We start from the raw sequence: 24,652 nt of genomic DNA, 5'->3' as shown, positions 1-24,652 counted from the left end.
GCTTGTTTTAATCCCAGAAAGGCTGGCGGAGTTGCTGACCATCTGCCGCAAAAACGAGCTCTAGTTCCTTTGACTGTTTTTTGAGCACTATTTGGTAAGAAGTGATCGTGTCACGCACCAGAACCTCTGCTTCGCTGACTTTGTAGCCAGCGTAATGTTGCGTGATAGCATTCGTAACGGTTTCAGGCAGTTCGGAAGCAGGAAGAGCCCACTTATACTGCACCAGATTACCTGTATGCCTGAAAAGGGCACTGTGCTCTCTTGTACGCACATCAAAGTCGGCTTCGTAGTCCTTTCCGCTTTTCTCCCACTCAATGTAGGTGGCTTGTGGAAATGTACTCAGTAGGGTTTGGCGTACCTCCAGGGGTACTTTTTCTGGTAATACTTCGTCGTCACAAGCCGAAAGAAAACCTGCTAAAAGTAAGATGGCTGCAAATTGCTGCTTCATATGGCCTCTGGTCAATATAAGTGCTGGTAAGTTACTGACAGAAAGTTACAAAGCAAATCTGAAGAAAATTTGTAGCGCCAGAAATTTTGTTTGCTAAGGTATAAGGATTTTGCCGGACTGGTCCCGGGCACGGCGTTAAGGAAGCAAGCAGCCCTTTATCAAAGCAGAAAACCTGACACAAGGTGCGCCAGGTTTTTCTGTTTTGCTTGAAAGAGAGATTAATCCCAGTAGGTCTGCTGTACCTGCTGAGCGTCAGCGGAATAGACTAGCTTTTCATCCGTGGTGTTATTATCCAGTTCAACCTGGTACAAAATTGTCTGGCCTTCCTCTAGTCGTTCAATGTCATCCAGACGGTAGGCCGTATAATCAGCGTTGATGGCTTCCCGTACAGCGTCTGGAAGCTCTGATTCAGGTATGTCTTGCTTATGTTTCAGGAGGTTGCCTGATGCACTGATCAATGCACTGTAATCTGTATTATTTAGATCGAAATCAGCCTCGTAGTCTTCTCCTATTTGTTCCCAGTCGATGTCAGCGGCGTCCGGAAAACTGCTGAGTAATGTTTCCTTTACGGCAGCAGGTACGTTGTCCGGGTTTACGTCGTTGGTATTGTTGTCACACGCAAACAGGGTACTTGTTGCCATAAAAAGTATAGCAAATGCAGTCTTTTTCATTTTCTTTAATTTAGGTTTTATAAATCGGTTGTATTACCAGTTACGGGCTGATTCTGGAGGAATTCTGAAGAGGAGAACATTTTCTGCAAAAATAGAAGCGGCTGCAGTTTTCACCGCAGCCGCTTCTATTTAGATGGCTATACTTAGTTTATGCTTCCTGCTCCACAGGCTGGGCCTTCTTCTCCGCCTTGTAAAGCAAAGTAGAGCAATTGTTCGGGTCGAGCACCTGCTTGGCGCAGCGCAAAATGTCCTGCGGCGTCACGGCCTGTATCTTCTCCCCCTCGGTGTTCACAAAGTTGGCATCGCCGAGTAGCTTGCCATAGGCCAGGTTCATGGCGCGGTTCAGCAGTTCGATTTCTGAGAACACAATAGAAGTTTCCGCCTGGTTTTTCACCTTGTTCAGCTCTTCTTCGTCAACCAGCTTTTCCATCAGCTCTTTATTAATAGCCTCAATGGCGGCATTGGCTTCCTGCAGGTCCACACCTTCGTTGAGTTTGCCTTGGATGATGAGCAAGCCCGGTTCGATGGAGCCGGTCACCGAAGCGGCGATGGAGTTGAACAGCTTCTGCTCTTTCACCAATTGCTCATACAAACGCGAAGACTTACCACGGCCGAGTATGTCGCTGATCAGGTCGACGGCATAGTAGTCTTCGTGATTGCGGTGCGGCATGTGGTAGGCCTTGTAGATGGCACTTAAGGGCACGTCGGCGCTAGTTTCCAACACACGCGGTGCCTGCTGCTTTGGTTCATGAGGTATAGCACGCTCATACTTCTCTCCGGCAGGTATAGGGCCGAACCATTTTTCGGTCAGTTCTTTTGCTGTTTCAACCGTCACATTGCCAGCTACGACCAGTATGCCGTTGCTTGGGGAGTAATGTTTCCTGTGGAACGCTTTCACAATGTCCATGGTCGCGTCTTCGATGTGCGCGATCTCTTTGCCGATGGTCGCCCACTTGTAGGGGTGCTGCTCGTAGGCCAGCGGGCGCAGCTTCAACCACACATCGCCATAAGGCTGGTTCAGGTAGTTCTGCTTGAACTCCTCTACCACGACCTTGCGCTGTACTTCCAGTCCGTGATCGCTGAAAGCAAGGTCCAGCATGCGGTCCGACTCCAGCCAAAAGCCGGTTTCGATGTTCTGGGCCGGCAGCGACAGGTAATAGTTGGTGATGTCGGGGCTGGTGAAGGCATTGTTTTCGCCGCCCACGCGCTGCAGGGGCTCGTCGTATACCGGGATGTGCTTGGATCCGCTGAACATCAGGTGCTCAAACAGGTGCGCAAAGCCGGTGTGCTGCTCTTCCTCGTCGCGGGAGCCCACGTCGTAGAGCACGTTTAGCACGGCCATGGGAGAGGTGTGGTCTTCGTGCACGATCACACGGAGGCCGTTATCCAGCGTAAATTCCTCGAAATGTATCATAATCTTCTTCTCTTTAAAGGACGGCAACTGATGTTACCCTTGCCTGATTTCTTTCCTGTCAATTCTTTTTCAACAGGTATACCTTGTGCCCTGTTCAATCAAAACCCGCAAATACTTGCAGGCCTGACAGGTTTTCTGTAGCTTTTGCTTTCTTTACGGTCTTTCGGGCGCCGCTTGTTGCGTATGCCGGGGCCGGTAAGACACGAAGTACCGAACAAATTTATAAATTAGCACCATAATCGGCGGCCAAAGCAAACGTTATGCTGCCAGACTACAACGAATTTCCTTCTCAATAAGATGAATTATAATCGCAAAGAATACTCTGACGACGAACTGATTGCCTTATATAAAGGTATCCTGAAGCCCCGCATGATCGAAGAGCGCATGCTGGTGTTGCTGCGCCAGGGCAAAGTGAGCAAGTGGTTCTCAGGTATAGGACAGGAGGCCATCTCGGTGGGCTCGGCCATGGCGCTGGAGTCGGACGAGTACATTCTGCCACTTCACCGCAACTTGGGTGTGTTCACCAGCCGCGAAGTGCCTTTGGACAGACTCTTTGCGCAGTTTCAGGGCAAGAAGACAGGCTTCACGAAAGGCCGTGACCGTTCTTTCCACTTCGGCTCCAACGAGCACCACATTGTGGGCATGATCTCGCACTTGGGTCCGCAGTTGGCAGTGGCGGATGGTATAGCTTTAGCCGACTTGCTGGATAACAGAGAGAAAGTAGCGCTGGTTTTTAGTGGTGATGGTGGTGCGTCCGAGGGCGACTTCCACGAGGCGTTGAACGTGGCGGCTGTCTGGAACCTGCCGGTTATTTTTATGATCGAAAACAACGGCTACGGTTTGTCTACACCAAGCAGCGAGCAATTTAAGTTCAAGCACTTCATCGACAAAGGCCCGGCTTACGGCATAGATGCCCTGCAGATCGATGGCAATAATATAGTAGAGGTATACGATACGGTGCGACAGGCTGCCTACAGCATGCGCAAGAACCCGCGTCCGATGCTGATCGAGGCAATTACCTTCCGCATGCGCGGCCACGAGGAGGCCAGCGGTACCAAATATGTACCGCAGGAGCTGTTCGAGAAGTGGTCGAAAAAAGATCCGGTGGAAAACTTTGAGAAGTACCTGCTCGATGAAGTGATCCTGACGCCAAAAGCCATAGAAGGTATACGTGAGGAGATAAAGGCTGAGATCGAAGAAGGCCTGCAGACTGCCTTTGCGACGCCAATGCCGGAGGCAAGCCGTGAAGAAGAGATAGAGGACATGTACCGTCCTTTTGAGCAAGAGGTGATCAAACCAGCTTCGGATGCTAAAACTGAGCGCCGCTATGTAGACGCTATTTCCGACGGTCTGCGCCAGAGCATGGAGCGCTACCCGGACCTGGTGCTGATGGGGCAGGATATTGCCGAGTACGGAGGCGTTTTCAAAATAACAGAGGGCTTTGTCGACCAGTTCGGCAAGGAACGTGTGCGCAATACCCCGCTTTGCGAATCGGCCATACTGGGTATAGGCTTGGGTATGTCTGTGAAAGGTAAGAAGAGCATGGTGGAGATGCAGTTTGCGGACTTTGTGAGTTGTGGCTTTAACCAGATCGTGAACAACCTGGCCAAGAGCCATTACCGTTGGGGCCAGAACGCCGATGTGGTGGTGCGTATGCCAACGGGCGCCGGCACAGCTGCCGGTCCGTTCCACTCGCAGAGTAACGAGGCGTGGTTCTTCCACACTCCTGGACTGAAGATCGTGTACCCGTCTTCACCCTACGATGCCAAAGGTTTGCTGAACGCGGCCATTGAAGACCCGAACCCGGTGATGTACTTTGAGCACAAATTGCTCTACCGCTCCATATCGCAGGAGATTCCGGATGATTACTATACTGTCGAGATCGGCAAGGCCAAACTGGTGGCCGAAGGGTCGGATATCTCGATCATCACCTACGGTATGGGTGTGCACTGGGCAAAGCAATTACAACAGGAGATGACGGACGTTAGCTTCGATATACTTGACCTGCGCTCGCTACTGCCTTGGGATAAAGAAGCCGTACGTGATACGGTGGCCCGTACCGGCCGCGTGATCATCCTGCACGAAGACACCATGACCGGCGGTATAGGCGGTGAGATAGCGGCCTGGATCGGAGAGAACTGCTTTGAGCTGCTCGACGGACCAGTAACACGTGTTGCCAGTCTGGACACGGCTGTGCCGTTTGCGCCACCGCTGGAGCAGGAGTTCCTGCCAAAGCAGCGTCTGCGTGAGAAGGTAGAGAGCATCATGGCGTTTTAGCGGATAATAGGAAAATACACGTATATTGCTTGTGATGCAGAAAAGTAGATATTGGGTTTTAGGCTTACTGTGTCTGGCGCTGCTGTTTGGTTCCGGCTGTCAGCGCAAAGGTATACCTTGCCCGAAGCCGGGCAAGACCTCTAAAGTGTCAGGTAAGAATGCGACTGGCCTGGAGTCAGTGCGGGTAGAGATGGACAAAAACGGGCGTGTGAAGAAGAAGCGAATGGGAATTTTTTAGGGGAGCAACCCCTATTCCTGAATTCAGTATAACAACTGTAGATGGAAAGCTGTTATGAAGAAGCTGGGATTTGATAAGCAAACGAAACGTTTGATGGTAATGACAGGTATGCTGCTTTTGGCGGCCTGGCCTGCCTTTGGTCAGATCACCTATACGATGACAGACAAGCATGGGCGCCTGATGCGTCAGGCACTGCGGGAGGCTAACCAGGTAGAGGCTACCTCTTACAAGGATAGTCATCTCAACATGGAGGCTTATAACTTAAAGAAGGGTGAGCCCGGCAAAGTAAGGCAGCGTCCGCTCTCAGGTTTGTTCAGGTCTAAGCACAACAGCGCAAAAGATGCTGTGCAGGCTAGCCCGGCTGACCGTGAGAAAAAGAAATTAAGGCTTTTCCGAAAAAAGGAGAAGTAAACCAAAGAAGAAATCTATGAATTGGCATCCACTTACGAGTGTAGAGCAGTTAGATACCATTATTGAAGAGTCGAAAAACACCCCGGTGGTGATATTCAAGCACAGTACATCCTGTTCTATCAGTTCCACTGCCAAAAGCAGGTTAGAGCGACAATGGAGTGGTGCAGGTATAGATCATATTAAGCCTTACTATCTTGACCTGCTACGCTACCGGCCGGTTTCAAACGAAATTGCGGAAGTGTTTGAGGTGCAGCACCAGTCACCCCAACTGTTGCTGATCCAGGATGGGATGTGCTCTTATGATGCTTCGCATTTAAGCATCAGTATTGATTCAATGAAAAAGAACTTGGTGGCCTAGTACGCACTCGTGTAACCTGGATCTACCATTAGTTTGTGATTTTCCTTTTTAGCATCCATACCTGGCCGGCATGTTATACCGGTCTGTATGGTTTTGAACGCCTGATACCTGCCTGCTTTTGGATCTGGCTTTTTGAGAGAACTTACCTAACCCAAATTGTATAAAGGTGGCAAGAAATCTGGTACTCACAATTGCTATGACGCTACTGCTGGTTTTGCCGGCTGCAGCCCAGTCTGAAGATGACTTTAGCAATGAGCTAAGCTATGGCATTAACCTGAACTCGAACGGCGGATTGTTGGGCGGTGTGTTTGCACGCAGCTCATGGTTTATGAAGGAGCGCCTTTACCGCTTCGGCGGACTCGAGATCGTGGAGATCAAGCACCCCAAAGAGAACCGCCTTTACAACCCGGGCTCTGGTGATCACTTCATTGCAGGAAAGCAAAATCACTTCTTTTCAGTACGTCCGCACTATGGATTAGAGCAGGTGCTGTTCCGAAAAGCTGCCGAAAGCGGTGTGCAGGTGAATGCCCTCGGGGCAGTAGGACCATCGCTCGGATTACTTATACCTTACTACATTCGCTATGACTATGGCGGCGGTCTGGGCAGTGATATTCGTACTGAAGCCTATGACCCTAACAAGCACTTGAGCTTCGAAAACACCTTGGGTAATGCCAATGTGCTGACAGGTTTGGGTGAAACCAACATTAACCTGGGCGTGCACGCAAAAGTCGGAATGAGCTTTGAGTATGGCCGCTACCGGGAGAGCATTACAGGTATAGAGGTGGGCTTCATGGTCGAGAAGTTTTTCAAAGACATGGTGATGATCCCGCAAACTGAAAACTACAGCACATTCACGTCTGTATACCTGAACATCTACTACGGCCGCCGTAAATAAGGCCGGCCAAGAACAATTCCATGCCGTTTTTTGTTGAGAAGACTACACCCGGCCATAAGGGGGTATCTCCTTAATTTCCGGGTGCTTTTGCTGAAGTCTTAACGCATTATACCTATCTTTGCAGCATGGATGAACTGATGACACTTCCGGTAATACAACCCAACGCGCAGCCCGAGGGGCTCAATGCTTTGGGTCAGCCACGCAAGCCAAATTGGCTGCGCGTTAAGCTGCCGGTAGGGAAAGAGTATGCAAAGGTAAGAAGCATAGTAGACGAGTATAAGCTGCATACCATCTGTGAAAGCGGAAACTGCCCTAACATGGGTGAGTGCTGGGGTGCCGGCACAGCTACTTTCATGATTCTGGGCAATGTGTGTACGCGCAGCTGTTCTTTCTGTGCAGTGGCTACGGGTCGCCCGAATGAATACGACGAAGACGAGCCGCGCCGTGTTGCCGAGGCAATTCAGCTGATGGGCGTAAAGCACGCTGTGATCACCTCTGTGAACCGCGATGAGTTAAAAGACCGCGGTGCCGCCATCTGGCACGAAACCGTGCGGATGGTTAAAGAACTTTCTCCTGCCACTACAATCGAAACACTTATACCTGACGTGAAAGCCAACTGGGACGCACTGATCACCATGATCTCGCCGGGCCAGGAAGTGGTATCGCATAACATGGAAACAGTAAAAGAACTGTACCGCCGTGTACGACCACAGGCTAAGTATGACCGCAGCCTGGAGCAAATCCGACGCACAAAGGAGTACGGCAAACGCACTAAGACTGGCATTATGCTGGGCCTGGGCGAAACCCGCGAGCAGGTATACCAGGCGATGGATGACCTGGCTGCCAATGGTTGTGATATACTCACGCTGGGCCAATATTTGCAGCCAACCAAGCTTCATATTGAGGTAGCTGAATTCATTCACCCTGACTTATTTGACCATTACAGGGAGGAAGGATTAAAGCGTGGAATCAAATATGTGGAGTCCGGTCCATTAGTACGCTCTTCTTATCACGCTGAGCGCCATGTGCATGTGTAAATACATACCCTGTATAAACATTTAAAGAATATTTAGAAAGTTTATACCTGTAATTGAGGTGCTCTATTAGTACGAAAAGGCTAATAGAGCACTTTTTTATTGCACAACTTCTCTTCCCTAAATTTCCCTATTCTATTCAGAATTTTTTCATTTCCTTTGCCCTCCGATATAACAAAAGATGTATAAAATAAGCATTTGCGCAACTCAAGGGTGTTAAAATTAGTATATTCAAATATTTAGGTACAATAACAATCATATATGCCCATATTCAAAAGTTTGCACCAAATCATCACACTAACAGAAAAAAAATTAGATAGAATCACATTAGAATAATCTTATACGATTACTGTTATAACATTTTATTTAAAGATATATATTGTATTTTTTATATTGTATTAAACTTATCTTGAATATATAAGTATCAGGATATAGTAAAAGATTATGAAAATACATTTATATTTATGCCTGATTTATTACGCTTTTTTACATATTCCCTATGAGTAGAATTTTACTGCTTCTCACCCTTCTTCTGACTGCAAACTTCACCCTCAGTTTCGCACAGACAGAAATCAACTTAGGCCGCGTAAATAGGTTCATTGCTTTAGCCAACGAACAGATTGTCGTTAAAGGCCCGGGTACTACCTGGATCCGCGGTGACATTGGCATCAGCCCTGGCAAGGTCATAATCGGAGAAGAATACTTGGAAGTAACAGGCAAGAAAGAAAAAGGGACTGAGCTGGCAGCAGAAGCAATGGCTGACGCCAACAGACTCTACCAGGAGTTTATGGCCCTTCAGGAAACTGAAAACCTAAACCCTAATCTGGGAAATGGCCGCGAAATTTATCCCGGTATATATAGCATCACAGGCAATGCCACTATCAGTGGTATTTCACTGTTGGTGACTCAAGGCGGAAGCTCTCCTATCTTCGTATTCAAAATCAAGGGTAACCTCAATGTAAACCCTGGTGCCCTTAGCCTTTCTGGCGTAGGCGTTGAAACCAAAAATATTTACTGGGTCGTAGACGGTGACGTAGAGATTCAGGCACCGAGTAGCCTGTACGGTAACATCATAGCTACCGGCAATATCACCTTTGGAAAAGGCGTGTCTTTATACGGGCGGGCAATCTCAATAGGAGGCACTATTTATTTTGACAACAACCCAACGGTACTGCAGAACGTGACGAACGCCGACCTGACAGTAAAGAAAAACGTTGACAACAAAGATGTAAAGCTAGGGTCGCGTGTGACCTACACCATTACGGCTATTAACAATGGACCGGGTATTGCCCGCAATGTGGTTGTAAAAGAGTACATTCCATCCGGCTTGAAACTATTGGAAGTAAAGCCAGCGACAAGAGGTAATTACGACCAGGAGAAAAACGAGTGGGTAATTGGCGACATGGATGTGTTCGAGGAGCAGAGCATCCGCCTTGTATTTGAAGTGACCGGAACCGGGAATATCCTAAACGAAGTGATCATCATCGGAGATAATCCGGATCCTAACCCGGACGACGATAAGGACGATGAAGAGATAATCCTGCCAAACCTTAGTCTGACAAAACGCATTATAGATCCCAAGTCGAGCTATAACCTGGGAGATATAATTGCCTACGAGATCAAAGTCGACAATAAGTCATCGAAAACAGAAACCAACATTAACGTTAGCGAACAACTGGCGAGCGGGCTTAGATATGTGCGTCACGAAGAAACCCCAGGCACTACCTTTAACCCAACTACAGGCATCTATAACATCCCAACACTGGAAGGTAATAAGTCTGCGACCCTTATTGTGTATGCTGAGATTGTTGGTACAGGCAATATCCGTAACGTGGCCACTATCATTGATCGCCCTGATGATAAAGATCCGGATGACAATGAAGAAGAGGTGGAGATCATCCTGCCTGATCTGGGTGTGACAAAGAAGCTCATTGACCCTAAGAATGAGTATAAGCTGCAGGATGTAATAGCTTTTGAGATCAAGGTTTCAAACAACGCCTCTACGCCTCAGACCAATATAAACGTACGTGAGCAGCTGCCACAGGAACTGGAGTATGTAAGGCATACTGCAACTACTGGAACTACTTACAATGCCGCTACAGGTATATTCAATATCCCGACATTGGCTGGAAACACTTCTGCTACGCTCGTTGTCTATGCCAAAATCGTGCGCACGGGTGCTATCCGCAACGTGGCTACTATCATTGACCGAACACCAGACAATGACAAAGATCCGGACAACAATGAGGAGGAAGTAGTAATCCTGCTGCCAGATCTGGGTGTGACGAAAGTACTGGTGAATGCCAAGGAAGAGTATGTGATCGGTGAGATGGTGCAATACCGCATTGTAGTCACCAACAATGGCGCTGCATCAGAGAAGAATATAGTAGTAGGCGAGAAGTTGCCGGAAGGTCTTCGCTTGGTGGACTTCAACGTAAGCAATGGCGCTTCCTACGATCCGGCTACCGGAGCATTCAAAATTCCTTTGCTAGAGGCAAAAGCAACAGCTGAACTTGTGATCAATGCACAGTTAGTGAAGGCGGGCCGTGTACGCAACATTGCGCGCATCATCAGCAAAGACTCTTCAACCCCAACCGACCCAACCGACCCAACCGATCCGACCGATCCAACTGACCCAACCGATCCGACCGATCCAACTGACCCAACCGATCCGACAGATCCAACTGATCCAACCGACCCGACTGATCCAAAAGATCCAGGTGACTACACGGACACTGACCCAGATAACGACGAAGATATAGTTGTGATTCCGGATGTGAAGTGTAATCCGAATATTGAGCTTTCATTCGTAGAGGCGCCGTCCACCGTTTGCCGTGCGGGTGAGCTCTCGTTCAAGGTAACCTCGGATGTGATAGGTGGTACTTATATCTGGACACTGCCAGCAGGCTGGAGAACTGTAAGCAAATCAGATGATGGCAGCATCATAACGGTTCAAGCTGGCACTGCACTGGGCAATCAGGTAGTTAAAGTTACTGTGAACACGCAGTGCAAGGACGTGAAAGCGACTAAGGAAACTACTGTGAATGTAACTGGCGAACCAGATAGATTAGCTATATCAGGTAACGCCAACGTGTGCTTCAACAGCAGCACAGGTATAGCTCTGACTGCAGCTTCTGTAGAGGGACTTACTTATAAGTGGACATTGGATAGCAACCTCGAGTTTGTAGAAGGAACAAACGATGCCGGTACAAGTGTGAGTGTTCGTCCTAAAAACCAGAGTCTGCTAGGCGGCAAGGTATACCTGACAGTGACCAATGCATGCGGCTTTAGCAAAACAACTGAGAAAGTAATCATCATTACCAATACTCCAGTAGTACCACAGGAAATCACCGGTAATCTGGATCTGTGTGAAGGCGAGGAAACAACCTTCAGCACAACAGCAATAGCAAATGCTGGCAGCTATACCTGGACCTTCCCTGCAGCTGACTGGACAGTGGTTAGCGAAGAGGAAAATGGCAGAATCATCAGAGTGAAAGTTGGTAAGACAGGAGGTCAGATCAGTGTGAAAGCGGCCAATGACTGTAATGCAAGTGCAGCATTAAGCCGAGAAGTGAAAGTGACCGGCAAACCTGCAGCTCCATCTATTGCCAGCACGGCAACAACAGGCTGTATCGGAGCTACTCTCACATTCAGCATACAGTCGCCGGAAGCGGGCATGACCTATACCTGGGCGGTGCCACAGGGCTGGAGTGCTAACACGCTGACAGGTACCAGCATTACCGTGACAGTAGGTGAGACAAGCGGTGACATTGAAGTATACGCCACCAACACCGTGAAAAACTGCGGTGCGGGCGCTGTAGCCAAACTGGCTGTATCACCTTCTCTGAAGCCAGCAACTCCTGGTGCGATCAACAGTAACCTGAATGTGTGCCTTAACAGCACAGGCAATGCCTTCAGTATTCAGGCTATACCTGGCGCTACTGCCTACGAGTGGGAAGCGACGGGTGGCCTGACAATAGAAGGAGCCAACAATGGCACAAGCATCACAGTGGCTGCTGCTGAAACAGGCGGTACCGTGCGTGTAAGAGCTATCAACGGTTGCGGTAACAGTGACTGGTCAGTGCTTCAGGTTGATATTACCATGCCTCCTGCTCCTGTGACCCGCATCACCGATAACAGCAGCGTGTGCGAAGGCCTGATCTACACAGCCGATCCGGTGCAAGGCGCAACATCTTATACCTGGACAGTAACAGAGGGCTTCACAATCGAGTCTGGACAAGGTACTACGACTATCAAGGTGAAAGCCAACAGTCCAACTGCCACAGGTCGCGTGAGTGTGATTGCCTACAATGGCAGCTGCATAGGCTCTGCTGAATACAGCATCGACATGGACGCCAGATTAGCAGACGGACAACTGGAATTCCCGAAAGCCTTTAGCCCGAACGGCGATGGTAAGAACGATACCTGGCTGGTGAAGAACCTGGACAAGTTCCCTGATAATGAAATGGTGATGTTTAACCGTTGGGGATCTGAGGTGTTCAAGCAGAAGAACTACAAAAACGATTGGGCCGCCAAAGGGCTGGAACAAGGTACTTACTTCTACAAGGTAAGGGTGAAGCTATGCGATGGTAAGTACCAGGACTACAGCGGCTACGTGACCATCTTCCGATAAGCGAGTGCATTCATTTGAAAATTTTATTACCATGAGAATACTTTATACCCTGCTGGCGCTGCTTTTCACCTTTGCAGCAAATGCGCAGCAAAATCCGCAGTACTCGCAGTACATCTTCAACAGTATGGCCATCAACCCGGCCTATACCGGCACCAAAGGTGTGCTCAACATCAACGCCTTCCACCGTTCGCAGTGGACAGGTATAGACGGAGCACCAACCACACAGGCACTGAGCGTGGATGGCCTGACAAGTCATGAACGTTTGGGCCTGGGCCTGAACTTTACCCGCGATAAGATCGGTGCTTACTCTACTACTTCAGCTTATGCCAATGCGGCTGCACGTATATCCGTGAGTGCCCGCGGAACGCTTAGCCTGGGTATAGCGGCAGGTGTAGTACAGAGTGTGCTGGACGGTTCGGAACTGGGTGTGCCGGATGATCCAAGCATTCCTTCAGGCAGAGACGTGTTTTACCGTCCGGATGTGAAACTGGGTATCTACTTTAACACGCCGCGCTTCTATGCTGGTGTATCTGCCTCTGACCTGATCCAGTACAAAGATGTTTTCCAGATCGAGCCGATCCGCCACTACTACTTCACAACAGGTTATGTGTTTGAGGTGAGCAACTTCGTGAAGCTGAAGCCAAGCATATTGGTGAAAGAAGATTTCAATGCGCCTGCCAATGTGGACCTGAATGGATTCGTGCTATTGGGCGACCGTCTGTGGCTGGGTAGCTCATACCGTACGAGCATGAACCTGTTCAACAAAAACGAAGAGGCAGATCCTGTAACGAAGCGCACTGCGCTGGCTCTGATCGCTGAACTGCAAGTGACCAATGCGTTGCGCCTGGGTTACTCTTACGACCGCATGCTCAACGACCTGAGTGGCTTCCAATCACACGAGATCTCGGTAGGTTACTACTTCTTCAAGAAGCAGGACACGAAAATGCTGACGCCGCAATACTTTTAATATTAGCTCTTACCGCATATGAATTTCAGACATATACCCTTATACCTTACTGCTGCTCTGATGTTAGGCGCAGCCCCTGTGGCCGAGGCACAACAGGAGCTTCGCAAAGCAAACAAGCACTACGAAAAGTTTGAGTTTGCGCTGGCTTTGGAGCAGTACAAAAAAGCGTCGGAGAAACGCAAGCCGGATGTCAAGACAGCCGAGCGCATAGCCGACTCTTACCGCCTGACACGTCAGACCGAGGAGGCAGAGCGCTGGTATGCGCAGGTGGTGGCCATGCCGGGCCGCGATCCGCAGAATATTTACCACTATGCTGAAGCACTGCGCAGCAACGGCAAGTACGAGGAGGCCAAGCAGCAGTACATGCAGTGGGCCGAGGAAGTGCCGGATGTGGAGGAGCGTGCCCAGCACCTGATGGCGTCTTGTGACAAAGCCATCAACTGGATGAACCAGAAAATGCCATTGGCAGAAGTACAGCGCCTGAACGGACTGAACGCCCAGGGGTTCTCTGATTTTAGCCCGATGAACTATGGCAAGGATGCGATTATCTTCACTTCAGACCGTGGCGTAACGCAGGAAGGAAAAACCGCCGGCACCTATGGCTGGACTGGTCGCCCATACCTGCAGCTCTTTATGGCCAGCCGCGACGGCAATGGCAACTGGGGCAAACCCACTGCGTTGCATGAGATGATCAATGACCAATACCACAATGCCACAGCATCGGCTACGGAAGACGGACAGACCCTCTACTTCACCCGCACACAATTGGTGCAGAAGCGCAAGTCCGGCAATGCTGACCCGACAAGCTGGGTAGACAAGTCGCAGGTGCAGGAGTATATCAACCGCCTGGAGATTTACTCCTCCCAAAAGCGCGGTGCTACCTGGACAGAGATCAAGCCTTTCACTTTTAACAATGTAGAAGAATACTCGGTAGGCCATCCGGCCCTGTCACCTGACGGTAAGATCATGTACTTCGTGTCGGATATGCCAGGCGGTGTGGGTGAAACGGATATTTACTATACGCTGCGTCAGCCTGATGGAAGTTGGGGAGAGCCGGTGAATGCGGGTATCCTGATCAACACACCGGGCCGCGAGAGTTTCCCTTATGTTGATCAGAACGGCAAGCTGTACTTCTCTTCTGACGGACACATGGGGATGGGCGGACTGGATATCTTCGCTGCCGAGGGCAAACATGCTGCCTGGACGGCTGTGAACAACATGGGCCACCCGATCAACTCATCGAAGAATGACTATGGGATCATGTTCAACGAAGATGAAGAAACAGGTCTGCTCTCGTCTAACCGCGAAAGCAGCAACGGGACTGATGACATCTACAGTTTTAAAGTACTGCAAAAGCCTGTTGTGCTGGCTGTGACTACGCTGGAGCGCAAGCAGAACGAGCAGAAGAAAAATGTGCAGCTTCCGCTGTCGCAGGTACAGCTTGTGATTTCGCAACTGAACCTGAAAGATACCAGCGTGGTAACTACCAATGCAAGGGGCCAGTACTTTATGGATGGTCGTAAAGGCAACACCTATGCGCTGCAGGGAACCAAACAAGGCTACCTGAACCAGAACGTGCAGGTGGAAGTGCCAAAAACAGCTACTGATACGGTGCAGGTAGCCATGGTATTTGATCGGGATGAAAAGGATGTAGCCATTGTGCTGGAGAACATCTACTACGACCTGGACAAGTGGGATATCCGTTCGGACGCAGCCAAAGAGCTGGACAAACTGGCCGAAGTACTAGTGGCTAACCCGACGATCAAAATCGAGCTGAGTTCGCATACCGATAGCCGTGAGAGTCTAAAGTACAACCAGGTACTTTCAGAGCGTAGAGCACAGGCCGCCGTAAATTACCTGATCGAGAAAGGCATAGACAAAGACAGGCTGACTGCGAAAGGCTATGGTAAGACAAGGCTGGTGAACAAGTGTACCGATGGCGTGTCCTGCCCAGAGGAGATGCACCAGCAAAACAGAAGAACAGAGTTCCGTATCAAGTAAGAACTCCCTTAAGAAGACTTAAAAATTTCATTAGCTTTCATAGATTGGAAAGGCTCCGCAGATTCTACGGAGCCTTTTTTATTTGTATCAGTATCGGGCAATCTTAACGCTTTTGGCGCTGGTTGTTCTGCTGATTGCCTGCTGCATGGGACACACGGTATACTACCCCGTTAGAGTCGTCGGTGATAAGCAGTGAGCCATCTGTGTGAGTAACCAGTCCTACCACACGACCAAACTGCGCTTTATTATCGTCTACCAAAAACCCAGTCACAAAATCCACAAACTCTTTTGGCTGTCCGTTTTCAAAGCGAATGCGAGACACTTTATAGCCGGCAGGTTTAGAGCGGTTCCAGGATCCGTGGAAAGCTACGAAGGCGTCGCCGGTATATTCTTTTGGGAACTGGTTGCCACGGTAAAAGATCATATCGAGACCAGAGGCATGAGCGGTATAGGTAAGGAGCGGATACTTGGTTTTCTTTTTATACTCCGCATAAGTCATGTCCTTGGGTTGGTCGCCGGGGTTTTCTTTGCCCTCGCCATAGATGTAAGGCCAGCCATAATCTGCCCCTTCCTCAATTTTATTGAGCTCTTCGCGTTGCTCGTCATCGCCTAGCCAGTCTATGCCGTGGTCCATGCCGAACATTTCTTTGGTTTGCGGGTGCCAGTCGAAGCCGAGGGTGTTGCGCAGGCCTTTGGCGTATACCTTGCGGTTTTTGCCATCTAAGTCGGACTGTAAAATAGTGGCGTGCTCCTTATTAGGTTCGTCGCAGGAGTTACAGGTACTGCCAATGGAAATGTAAAGCTTATTATCCTGACCGATGCGCAGTGTACGGTTCGGGTGCTGACCACCGTCTGGCAGGTCATCCGCGAGCAGTTGCAGCTCCGACAGACTGCCGTCTTTATTAATATTGGCGGTGTAGAGCTCCTTGACAGTCGCCAGCCATATTTTGTTGTCCTTAATGGCAATGCCATGCATTTGCTCTTTGGTAGCAACTACTTTTTGTTCATCGGCCTTGCCGTCTTTATTCGTGTCGCGGAGCATGGTCACGGTACCTTTGTCACGGTCGGTTACATAGACCACACCATCATTACTCACCGCGATCATGCGGGGCTTATTCAGGTTTTCGGCAAACTTCGTGATCTGGAAGCCGGCCGGCACTTTGAGCTGCTTCACGCGTGCGTCAGTGGCATCCACCCGGGCGGGCTTAAAGATGTGGCCTTCTACGGAAGCGGTCACCGGTTTTTTATCTTCCTGCGCAAAGGCTGGCGCTCCGATAAGCGTCAGTGCTAAGGCCAGCGAAGCAGAGGTCGTAAGTATTTTCTTCATAGTTTTGGTTCGGTTTAGTTCTCAGAGATTAATTCTATTTTGATTTAACCGAATGCCAACGATGATTGTTACAAACCAGCAGAACATAGTAATTCCTGCATAAATCTAACCCTAGCCAGGTATAACCCGTTTTGATAGCAGCTAACTTGCCCACATGAATCATACAATACGCTTCTTTTGCCCCTGCTTTCTGATCATCCTGACCCTACTTCCACTACTAAGTCATGCCCAGCAACAAGTGGCAGGCCAGGTATTCCATGCCCAAACCCGACAGTCGTTGGAAGGCGTAACAGTTACAGCCAATACCGGCGAACAAACCCTGACCAACCCTTCCGGACGCTTTGCGCTGTCTATACCTGATCGTGCGACCTTCGTCCTTGTTTCACACATCGGGTACAAACCAGACACTGTATACTTGCAGCGATTACAATCAGGTATGGCACTACAGGTATACCTGCAGCCACTGACAGAAAGCCTTTCAGAAGTTGTCGTTACAGGATATGAGAGCAACCGACCTTTGCTGGAAACAGCCGGAGCCTTGAGTGTGATAGATCGGGAAGTGATGCAGCGCTTCGATGAGAGTTCGCTGGTGCGGGCCGTTAATACGGTGCCGGGAGTGCGCATGGAGGAGCGGGCCACGGCTAGCTATCGACTATCGATCAGAGGCAGCAGTTTGCGTTCGCCTTATGGCATCCGCAATGTGAAGCTATACCTGGGGGAGATCCCGCTCACTGAATCGAACGGCATTACAAACCTCAATTTGCTCGATGCAGCCAACTTCAGCAGTATGGAAATACTGAAAGGTCCGACAGGTAGCATTTACGGAGCAGGCACAGGCGGTACGGTGCTACTCGAACCTCGCAGAGCAATTCTTGGAGAGAAGGTATTGCAGGTGGGCACTACGTTCGGGTCCTTTGGGTTGCAGCGCTATACCGCCAGTGCCAGTGTGGGCGGTGAGAAGCAGAGCCTATACCTGCAGTACACCCGCCAGCAAATCGATGGCTACCGCGAGCAGTCGGGTATGGACCGCGAAACGCTTCTGCTCACCGCCACCTTCAACCCATCTGACAAAAGCACCATCCGGGCTAACCTTGTATATTCTGACCTGTTTTACCAACTGCCCGGCGGACTGACGCGGGAGCAATTCGAGCAGGATCCGCAGCAGGCCCGGGGCGGCATGTTCGGGAGTGTGGCCCAAAATGCTTCGATGAACCAGCAAGGTATCAACATCGGCTTGTCGCAGGAGTACCGCTTCAGCGATAGTTGGAAAAACACGACTGCCCTGTATGGCCTGTTCCGATATAGAGATCATCCCTTCAATACCGACTACGAGCGTAACACCAACCAGGAGTATGGTGCCCGGAGCCGCTTTGTTTATCATACACAGCTCGGTGCCGCAGCCACTACGATTACTTTTGGAGGGGAATACCAGCGCGGTTTTGAGGCAGCCCGTACCTACGATAACAACAGGGGGCGCACCGACTCGCTCCGTACCGATGACGAAGTACTGGCCAAAACCGGTTTGCTCTTCACGCAGGCTGAGTTCGAGCTGCCCGGCAATTGGATCGCAACTGCCGCTTTGAGTCTGAACGATACCCGGTATGAGATCACACGCCTGCACCAGGCTCCGAGCGGCGGCCCTTATCAGTATACCCGGGATTTCAGTGCAGTGCTTTCGCCACGAGTGGCTTTATTGAAACGCTTAACTGATCAGGTATCGGTGCATGGCAGTGTGAGTGCAGGCTTCTCACCACCTTCCGAGGAGGAGTTGCTTACTTCCGATGGCGCACTTAATCAGGAATTGGAAGCAGAGAAAGGTATAAACTATGAGGCAGGTATACGCGGCTATACCTTGGGCAGAAAGCTCAGCTTTGATGTAGTGGCTTTTCATTTCAGGTTGCGCGAAACGATTGTGAGTCGGCAGGATTTGTCGAGCATAGCCGTGTTCCAAAACGTGGGGGCTACTTCACAAAGCGGACTTGAAACAGCATTGGGCTATACTTTGCTGGAGGATATCACCCAGCCGGTGACTTTGCTCAAAGTCTGGGGTAGCTATACCTACAGCCACTTCCGTTTCCGTGATTATCAGAAAGACGACACTGATTTGAGCGGCAACCAACTCACCGGCGTGGCCCCGCATACACTGACTGCTGGCCTTGACCTGGCTACCCGTTTCGGGCTATACCTGAATTTGACGGCTAACTATGTGGACGAGATCCCGCTGACAGACGAGAACACGGTGTATGCCGATGCTTACCTGGTAGCAGGAACACGACTTGGGTTGAGACGTGAACTCGGTCAGCATTTCATGCTGGATATTTTTACCGGATCCGAAAACCTGACGGACCAGAAGTACAGCCTGGGCAATGACCTTAACGCATTTGGCGGTCGTTACTTTCAACCGGCTTCTCCCCGAAACTACTACGGTGGCTTTAGTATGTCTTATCGCTTATAGTCTACCTTCTGGGAGGTCTGTTGGGTGGGTATAATGACAGGATACTGATGATCGATCTTCTGATTCTGCTTTCGTCTGTCTGTGTTACAATGATGTTACCTTCTGCCACACCGCGCCAAACCAGTTGGTTGGTGCTGGCCGATATCAGATCGATCAGCATCGTGCCGGGTATGTATTGGCCGACAGGTCTAAAGTCGGGGAAATCAGCCGTATTATAATTAAAGCGGTACCCAAACCAGTAAGCGTAGCCAAAGTCAGGCGAAGCAGTCGCGGCATCCTGTGCCACCGATACATCATAAGCCACCAGCAGGTCTGGGTTTTCCACGTCGAGTAACATACCTTTCTTAACTAACTCAGCCGCGATAGCATCACGTATCCTCCTGTCCAGAAGTGGCTCGTACAGGTTAGGGTCTGCAGAGGTATTGGCCATTTCCGGCTCCAGCAAAGCAAAGGTGCGGTATATCTGAAAATCGATGCTGTTGTCATAAGTGCTGTCAGCCACCATGGAAGGTATACAACCGCTCAGGCCGATCAGCAAAACAGGTATAAGGTATAGTAAATGCTTTAGGTTAGGTATAGCGTTTCGCATAAAGTTGTCGGTTTAGGTATGGAATCGTTGCTACAACAGGTATACGGTATGACGCAACTAGTAGGTATAGGAACAGGGCTAGGGGCAATGTCATCAACCTAAGAAGCGAATAGCTATACTGTCATCTCGAAAGAATGGAGATATCTGGATAAACTTAATACCTGCACCACCAAAAACAAAAAAGCCTGACCGTTGTGGTCAGGCTTTTCAGGTATAAGCGAAAGGACGGATTAGCCGATGGCTACCATCTCATTTTCATTTTCGTTGTAGGCTTCAATCGGAGCGCAAGAGCAAACCAGGTTACGGTCGCCGTAAGCGCTGTCGATACGGCTTACCGTTGGCCATACCTTGTTGTCGCGCAGGAAGGACATCGGGAATACTGCCTTCTCGCGAGAGTAAGGACGATCCCAGTTCTCCACCATCACCACTTTCAGGGTATGCGGCGCGTTCTTCAGCACGTTGTTTTTCTGGTCAGCCTTTCCCGCTTCGATCTCACGAATCTCCTCACGGATCGAAATCATCACCTCGCAGAATCTATCCAGTTCTTCCTGTGCCTCAGACTCAGTTGGCTCCACCATCAAAGTACCCGCTACTGGGAATGATACCGTTGGCGCGTGGAAACCGTAGTCCATCAGACGCTTCGCGATATCCTCTACCTCTACGCCGAACTTCTTGAACTCGCGGCAATCCAGGATCATCTCGTGAGCGCAGCGGCCATTAGCGCCTACATATAGCACTGGGTAGTGTTGCTCCAGACGCGCCTTGATGTAGTTGGCGTTCAGGATCGCCACTTTCGTCGCTTCCGTCAGACCCTCGCCACCCATCATCGCGATGTAAGCATAAGAGATAGGTAGGATAGAAGCAGAACCCCAAGGAGCAGCCGAAATTGCGTTGATGGCCTCTTTGCGACCTAAGTCAACTACAGCGTGACCCGGCAGGAATGGAGCCAGATCTTTTACCACACCGATTGGGCCCATGCCAGGACCACCGCCACCGTGAGGGATACAGAAAGTCTTGTGCAGGTTCAGGTGACACACGTCAGCACCGATGTGCGCAGGCGAAGTAAGACCTACCTGAGCGTTCATGTTGGCACCGTCCATGTATACACGGCCGCCGTTGTCGTGAATGATCTGACAGATCTCGATGATAGACTCCTCATATACACCGTGTGTAGATGGGTAGGTTACCATCAGGCAAGACAGCTCATTTTTATATTGCTCGGCTTTCGCTTTCAAGTCAGCCACATCAATGTTACCTTTTTCGTCGCACTTCACAATTACCACTTTCATGCCGGCCATTACCGCCGAAGCTGGGTTGGTGCCGTGTGCAGAAGAAGGAATAAGTGATACGGTGCGGTGATGATCGCCGCGTGACTCGTGATAGGCACGGATTACCATCAGACCGGCGTATTCGCCCTGCGCACCTGAGTTAGGCTGCAGCGACACCGCGTCGAAACGGGTGATCTCGCAAAGCCAGGCTTCTAGGTTCTTGAAGATCTCAGCATAGCCTTGTGTCTGGTCGGCAGGTGCGAATGGGTGCAGCTGACCAATTTCTGGCCAGGTTACCGGGATCATCTCCGCCGTAGCGTTCAGTTTCATGGTGCAAGAGCCCAACGAAATCATCGAGTGAACCAAAGAAATGTCTTTGTTCTCCAGGTGCTTCATGTAGCGCAGGATCTCGTGCTCCGAGTGGTGCTTGTTGAACACCTCGTGCGTCAGGTAGTCGCTGGTACGAATCAGCTTGTCTGACCAAGTGATCTCAGTCTCCTCCGGCAGTTCTTCTATACCTAGCACGTCAGCCGATTTGCCAGCCACTTTCGCGAATACCGTCAGAATCGCTTTCACATCTTCCAATTCTGTGTTCTGGTGCAGGGAGATACCAATGAAGTTCTCTTCGAAATAACGGAAGTTGATGCCCGCCGCTTCCGCTTCTGTGCGGATGGCATTCTTCATGTCAGCACTTTCAACCGCAATTTTCAGCGTGTCGAAATAAGCTTCGTTCAGTTGCTCGAAGCCAAGTGCCTTCAGGCCTTTCTCGAGTTGCTGTGCAAGAGCATGTGTGTTCAGACCGATGTACTTCAGGCGACGTGGGCCATGGTATACGGTATACATTCCGGCAATTACTGCCAGCAATACCTGTGCCGTACAGATGTTTGAAGTCGCTTTCTCGCGGCGGATGTGCTGCTCACGTGTCTGCAAAGCCATACGATAAGCTCTGTCACCGGCGGCGTCCACCGAAATACCGATGATACGGCCCGGGATCACACGCTTGAAAGCGTCTTTTGTAGCAAAGTAAGCCGCGTGCGGACCACCAAAGCCCATCGGTACACCGAAGCGCTGGGTAGTACCCACTACCACGTCGGCGCCCATTTCGCCCGGAGGTGTCAGCAGCGTCAAAGAAAGAATGTCAGCAGCTACAGCTACCAGAATATCCTGTGCGTGAGCTTTGCTGATGAAGTCTGTATAATCAAAAATGGCACCGTCAGCAGCAGGGTACTGCACCAGGGCACCAAATAAAGTCTCGTCATTGAAATCCACTTCGCGGTGGTCGCCGATTACCAGCTCAATGCCGATCGGAATAGCACGCGATAGCAGAATATCCAATGTTTGCGGCAATACCAGGTTCGACACGAAGAAACGGTTCGCAATTTTGCGGGAGCCTTTGCGCTGCGCGTAGAACATACCCATGGCCTCGGCGGCGGCAGTACCTTCGTCGAGTAAAGAGGCGTTGGCAATCTCCATACCTGTCAGGTCCATTACCATGGTTTGGTAATTGATCAGCGCCTCCAAACGGCCCTGCGCGATCTCAGCCTGGTAAGGGGTATAAGCGGTATACCAGCCTGGGTTCTCCATAATGTTACGAAGAATCACTGGAGGCATAATGGTGTCGTTGTAACCCAGACCGATATACGACTTGTATACCTTATTCTTTCTGGCGATCTGACCGAATTGCTTCAGGAAGTTAGTTTCAGAAAGCGCCTTTGGCAGGTTCAGTGGCTTTTTTAGTCTAATGGCGGCCGGTACGGTCTCCTCAATCAGTTGATCCAGCGAGTCTACCCCGATGGTTTTAAGCATGTCCTGCATTTGCTCTTTGTCCGGACCGTTGTGGCGCTCCTTAAAAGTATCAGCAGGTTTTGTTTTAAGTATCATAACGATGAAGTATTGATTGGGAATTTGGGTTTTTACAATCCTATGGAAGACAAGCCAAAGCCTCTCTTTCAGTAATTTCTACAAAAGTAATAGTAATTGTTTATTATATTGAAGCATGAAAGCTAAATAGTTCGGGGTAGCAATCGCCTTATATACTATAAGATAAGGTGTGCCTATATATAAGGTATAGTGCCACCTTTCCCCAGTCTTTCAAACACAAATGCCAGTAGAACAATTCACAAACACGCACCTATGGAAAAAGTTAAGATCGGGATCATCAAGGAAGGCAAAATACCAGTTGATAAACGCGTTCCGCTCACTCCAAAAAAATGCGTGGAAGCCATACAGGAGTTTCCGGGCGCAGAGGTAGTGATACAGCCCAGCGACGTGCGCTGTTTTACCGACGAAGAATATGCCGAACTAGGGATTAACCTGCAGCAGGACTTGAATGATTGCGATGTGCTGATGGGCGTGAAGGAAGTACCCATCGACCAGCTGATTCCGGACAAGACGTATTTCTTCTTCTCGCATACTATAAAGAAGCAGCCGCACAACGCCAAACTCCTGCGGGCTGTGCTTGATAAGAACATCACCCTGATAGATTACGAACTCCTGACCAATGCACAGGGACAGCGGGTAGTCGCATTTGGCAGGTATGCAGGTATAGTAGGGGCGTATAATGGCATCCTTACTTATGGAAAAAAGTGGAAACTCTTCGACTTAAAGCCTGCTTACCTTTGCCACGAGATGGAAGACATGCAGGAAGAATACTTTAAGGTGAAACTTCCGCCGATCAAGATCGCCGTGACAGGCGGCGGCCGTGTAGCAGGTGGCGCTATGGAAGTGCTCGATAAAATGGGCATTAAAAAGGTTAGCGTGTTCGATTACCTGTACAAGCAATTCAAAGAACCCGTATACGCTCAGCTGCATTCGGGCGACTACAACAATCGCCCCGACGTGGAGGTATGGGACTCTCCGGATTTCTATGCGCACCCGGAGCTATACCAGTCCACGTTCCGAAAGTTTACCAAAGTAACCGACCTGCTGATGGCCTGCGCCTACTGGGACCCACGCGCCCCGAAGCTGTTCACTGAAGAAGACACCCGCCAACCGGATTTCAAGATCGACACCATCGCCGACATCACCTGCGACGTGGATGGCTCTATACCTACTACCAAGCGATCAACAACTATCACTGATCCTAACTATGACTATAACCCAGAAACTGGGGAGTTGGAAGCTGCCTACAGTAGAAAGGACAACATCACCGTAATGGCCGTAGACAACTTGCCATGCGAATTACCGCGCAACGCTTCCCGCGACTTCGGACGTCACCTTATAGATAACGTATTCCCGCAGTTCTTTAATAAGGATGAAGGAGGTATGTTAGAAAGAGCCACAATAGCGAAAGGAGGAGAGTTAACTGATAAGTATAAGTACCTGCAGGAGTATGCGGAGATAACAACAGTATAGAAGTACACTATAATAGTATAGATGCAAATAAGGTATAGTCTTAATAGAAGGCTATACCTTATTTGCTTTAAACAGGGGGAGGGAAATGCCCCATAGGAAGCTTACAGATAGCGAAAGTAAATCCAAAGGCTAGTTTACAATAACATAGGACAGAAACTTTTAAAATATTTTGAAAGTTTTGATGGTGCAACTCAGATAGTTAAGCGAAACCATTCTAAAACCTAGGTTAAAGAGTAATGTACCCCCTTGCGGGTCCGGAATTTTTGTGGACCTTTGCACTCCCCACCCGGCACAACGGGACGGGGAAACAGA

At 49.8% G+C, this 24,652-nt stretch carries 17 protein-coding genes; 11 read left to right on the top strand and 6 right to left on the bottom strand.

The annotated features are described in order from the left end of the window. Positions 1-7: 7 nt before the first annotated feature. From AC5FX6_RS18000 to AC5FX6_RS17990, 3 genes are all read right to left on the bottom strand, one after another. Positions 8-448 carry a PepSY-like domain-containing protein gene (locus tag AC5FX6_RS18000; RefSeq protein WP_493598350.1) on the bottom strand — a complete coding sequence of 147 codons (441 nt, stop codon included), beginning with the start codon at positions 446-448 and terminating at the stop codon, positions 8-10. A 218-nt stretch (positions 449-666) separates the two neighbouring features. Continuing rightward, positions 667-1,119, bottom strand: a complete 453-nt coding sequence (locus AC5FX6_RS17995; RefSeq protein WP_493598349.1) for a PepSY-like domain-containing protein — start codon at positions 1,117-1,119, stop codon at positions 667-669. A 148-nt stretch (positions 1,120-1,267) separates the two neighbouring features. Further along, positions 1,268-2,533, bottom strand: coding sequence for a M16 family metallopeptidase (locus tag AC5FX6_RS17990; protein ID WP_493598348.1), 1,266 nt, complete (start codon positions 2,531-2,533; stop codon positions 1,268-1,270). A gap of 297 nt (positions 2,534-2,830) precedes the next feature. Between AC5FX6_RS17990 and AC5FX6_RS17985 the strand changes: the two genes are divergently transcribed. The 9 genes from AC5FX6_RS17985 (at position 2,831) to AC5FX6_RS17945 (ending at position 15,347) form a co-directional block, all read left to right on the top strand. Further along, positions 2,831-4,810 (top strand): alpha-ketoacid dehydrogenase subunit alpha/beta, encoded by a 1,980-nt coding sequence (locus AC5FX6_RS17985; RefSeq protein WP_493598347.1) that lies wholly within the window; start codon positions 2,831-2,833, stop codon positions 4,808-4,810. A 34-nt stretch (positions 4,811-4,844) separates the two neighbouring features. Further along, positions 4,845-5,048 (top strand): hypothetical protein, encoded by a 204-nt coding sequence (locus AC5FX6_RS17980; protein WP_493598346.1) that lies wholly within the window; start codon positions 4,845-4,847, stop codon positions 5,046-5,048. A 54-nt stretch (positions 5,049-5,102) separates the two neighbouring features. After that, positions 5,103-5,459: a hypothetical protein gene (locus AC5FX6_RS17975; protein ID WP_493598345.1), complete on the top strand. Its 357-nt coding sequence runs from the start codon at positions 5,103-5,105 to the stop codon at positions 5,457-5,459. Positions 5,460-5,475: 16 nt separating this feature from the next. Then, positions 5,476-5,817: a bacillithiol system redox-active protein YtxJ gene (ytxJ, locus tag AC5FX6_RS17970; protein WP_493598344.1), complete on the top strand. Its 342-nt coding sequence runs from the start codon at positions 5,476-5,478 to the stop codon at positions 5,815-5,817. Positions 5,818-5,983: 166 nt separating this feature from the next. Beyond that, positions 5,984-6,712, top strand: coding sequence for a hypothetical protein (locus AC5FX6_RS17965; protein ID WP_493598343.1), 729 nt, complete (start codon positions 5,984-5,986; stop codon positions 6,710-6,712). 134 nt (positions 6,713-6,846) lie between these two features. Then, positions 6,847-7,749, top strand: a complete 903-nt coding sequence (lipA, locus tag AC5FX6_RS17960) for a lipoyl synthase (RefSeq protein ID WP_493598758.1) — start codon at positions 6,847-6,849, stop codon at positions 7,747-7,749. Between the two features lie 496 nt (positions 7,750-8,245). After that, a complete protein-coding gene (locus tag AC5FX6_RS17955; RefSeq protein WP_493598342.1) occupies positions 8,246-12,379 on the top strand; it encodes an ice-binding family protein in 4,134 nt (1,377 codons plus the stop codon). 31 nt (positions 12,380-12,410) lie between these two features. Further along, positions 12,411-13,346: a PorP/SprF family type IX secretion system membrane protein gene (locus tag AC5FX6_RS17950; protein WP_493598341.1), complete on the top strand. Its 936-nt coding sequence runs from the start codon at positions 12,411-12,413 to the stop codon at positions 13,344-13,346. 18 nt (positions 13,347-13,364) lie between these two features. Continuing rightward, the gene (locus AC5FX6_RS17945) at positions 13,365-15,347 is read left to right on the top strand and encodes an OmpA family protein (protein ID WP_493598340.1); all 1,983 of its coding nucleotides are present in this window, start codon (positions 13,365-13,367) and stop codon (positions 15,345-15,347) included. A 103-nt stretch (positions 15,348-15,450) separates the two neighbouring features. On the opposite strand, the gene AC5FX6_RS17940 is transcribed toward AC5FX6_RS17945, so the two are convergent. After that, entirely contained in the window at positions 15,451-16,674 is a 1,224-nt protein-coding gene (locus AC5FX6_RS17940; RefSeq protein ID WP_493598339.1) for a PQQ-dependent sugar dehydrogenase, read from the bottom strand. Positions 16,675-16,828: 154 nt separating this feature from the next. On the opposite strand from AC5FX6_RS17940, the gene AC5FX6_RS17935 reads away from it, so the two are divergent. After that, entirely contained in the window at positions 16,829-19,129 is a 2,301-nt protein-coding gene (locus tag AC5FX6_RS17935) for a TonB-dependent receptor domain-containing protein (protein ID WP_493598338.1), read from the top strand. A gap of 1 nt (position 19,130) precedes the next feature. On the opposite strand, the gene AC5FX6_RS17930 is transcribed toward AC5FX6_RS17935, so the two are convergent. Further along, on the bottom strand, positions 19,131-19,718 hold the full coding sequence (locus AC5FX6_RS17930) for a DUF4136 domain-containing protein (protein ID WP_493598337.1): 588 nt from the start codon (positions 19,716-19,718) through the stop codon (positions 19,131-19,133). Between the two features lie 230 nt (positions 19,719-19,948). Next, complete coding sequence (gene gcvP / locus AC5FX6_RS17925; protein WP_493598336.1) at positions 19,949-22,867, bottom strand: aminomethyl-transferring glycine dehydrogenase; 2,919 nt, start codon at positions 22,865-22,867, stop codon at positions 19,949-19,951. A gap of 252 nt (positions 22,868-23,119) precedes the next feature. Between gcvP and AC5FX6_RS17920 the strand changes: the two genes are divergently transcribed. Further along, the gene (locus AC5FX6_RS17920; protein WP_493598335.1) at positions 23,120-24,340 is read left to right on the top strand and encodes an NAD(P)-dependent oxidoreductase; all 1,221 of its coding nucleotides are present in this window, start codon (positions 23,120-23,122) and stop codon (positions 24,338-24,340) included. Positions 24,341-24,652: the final 312 nt, after the last annotated feature.

Source organism: Pontibacter sp. LHS2 (genome assembly GCF_058932845.1).
This window is presented reverse-complemented; position numbering and strand designations above follow the sequence as displayed.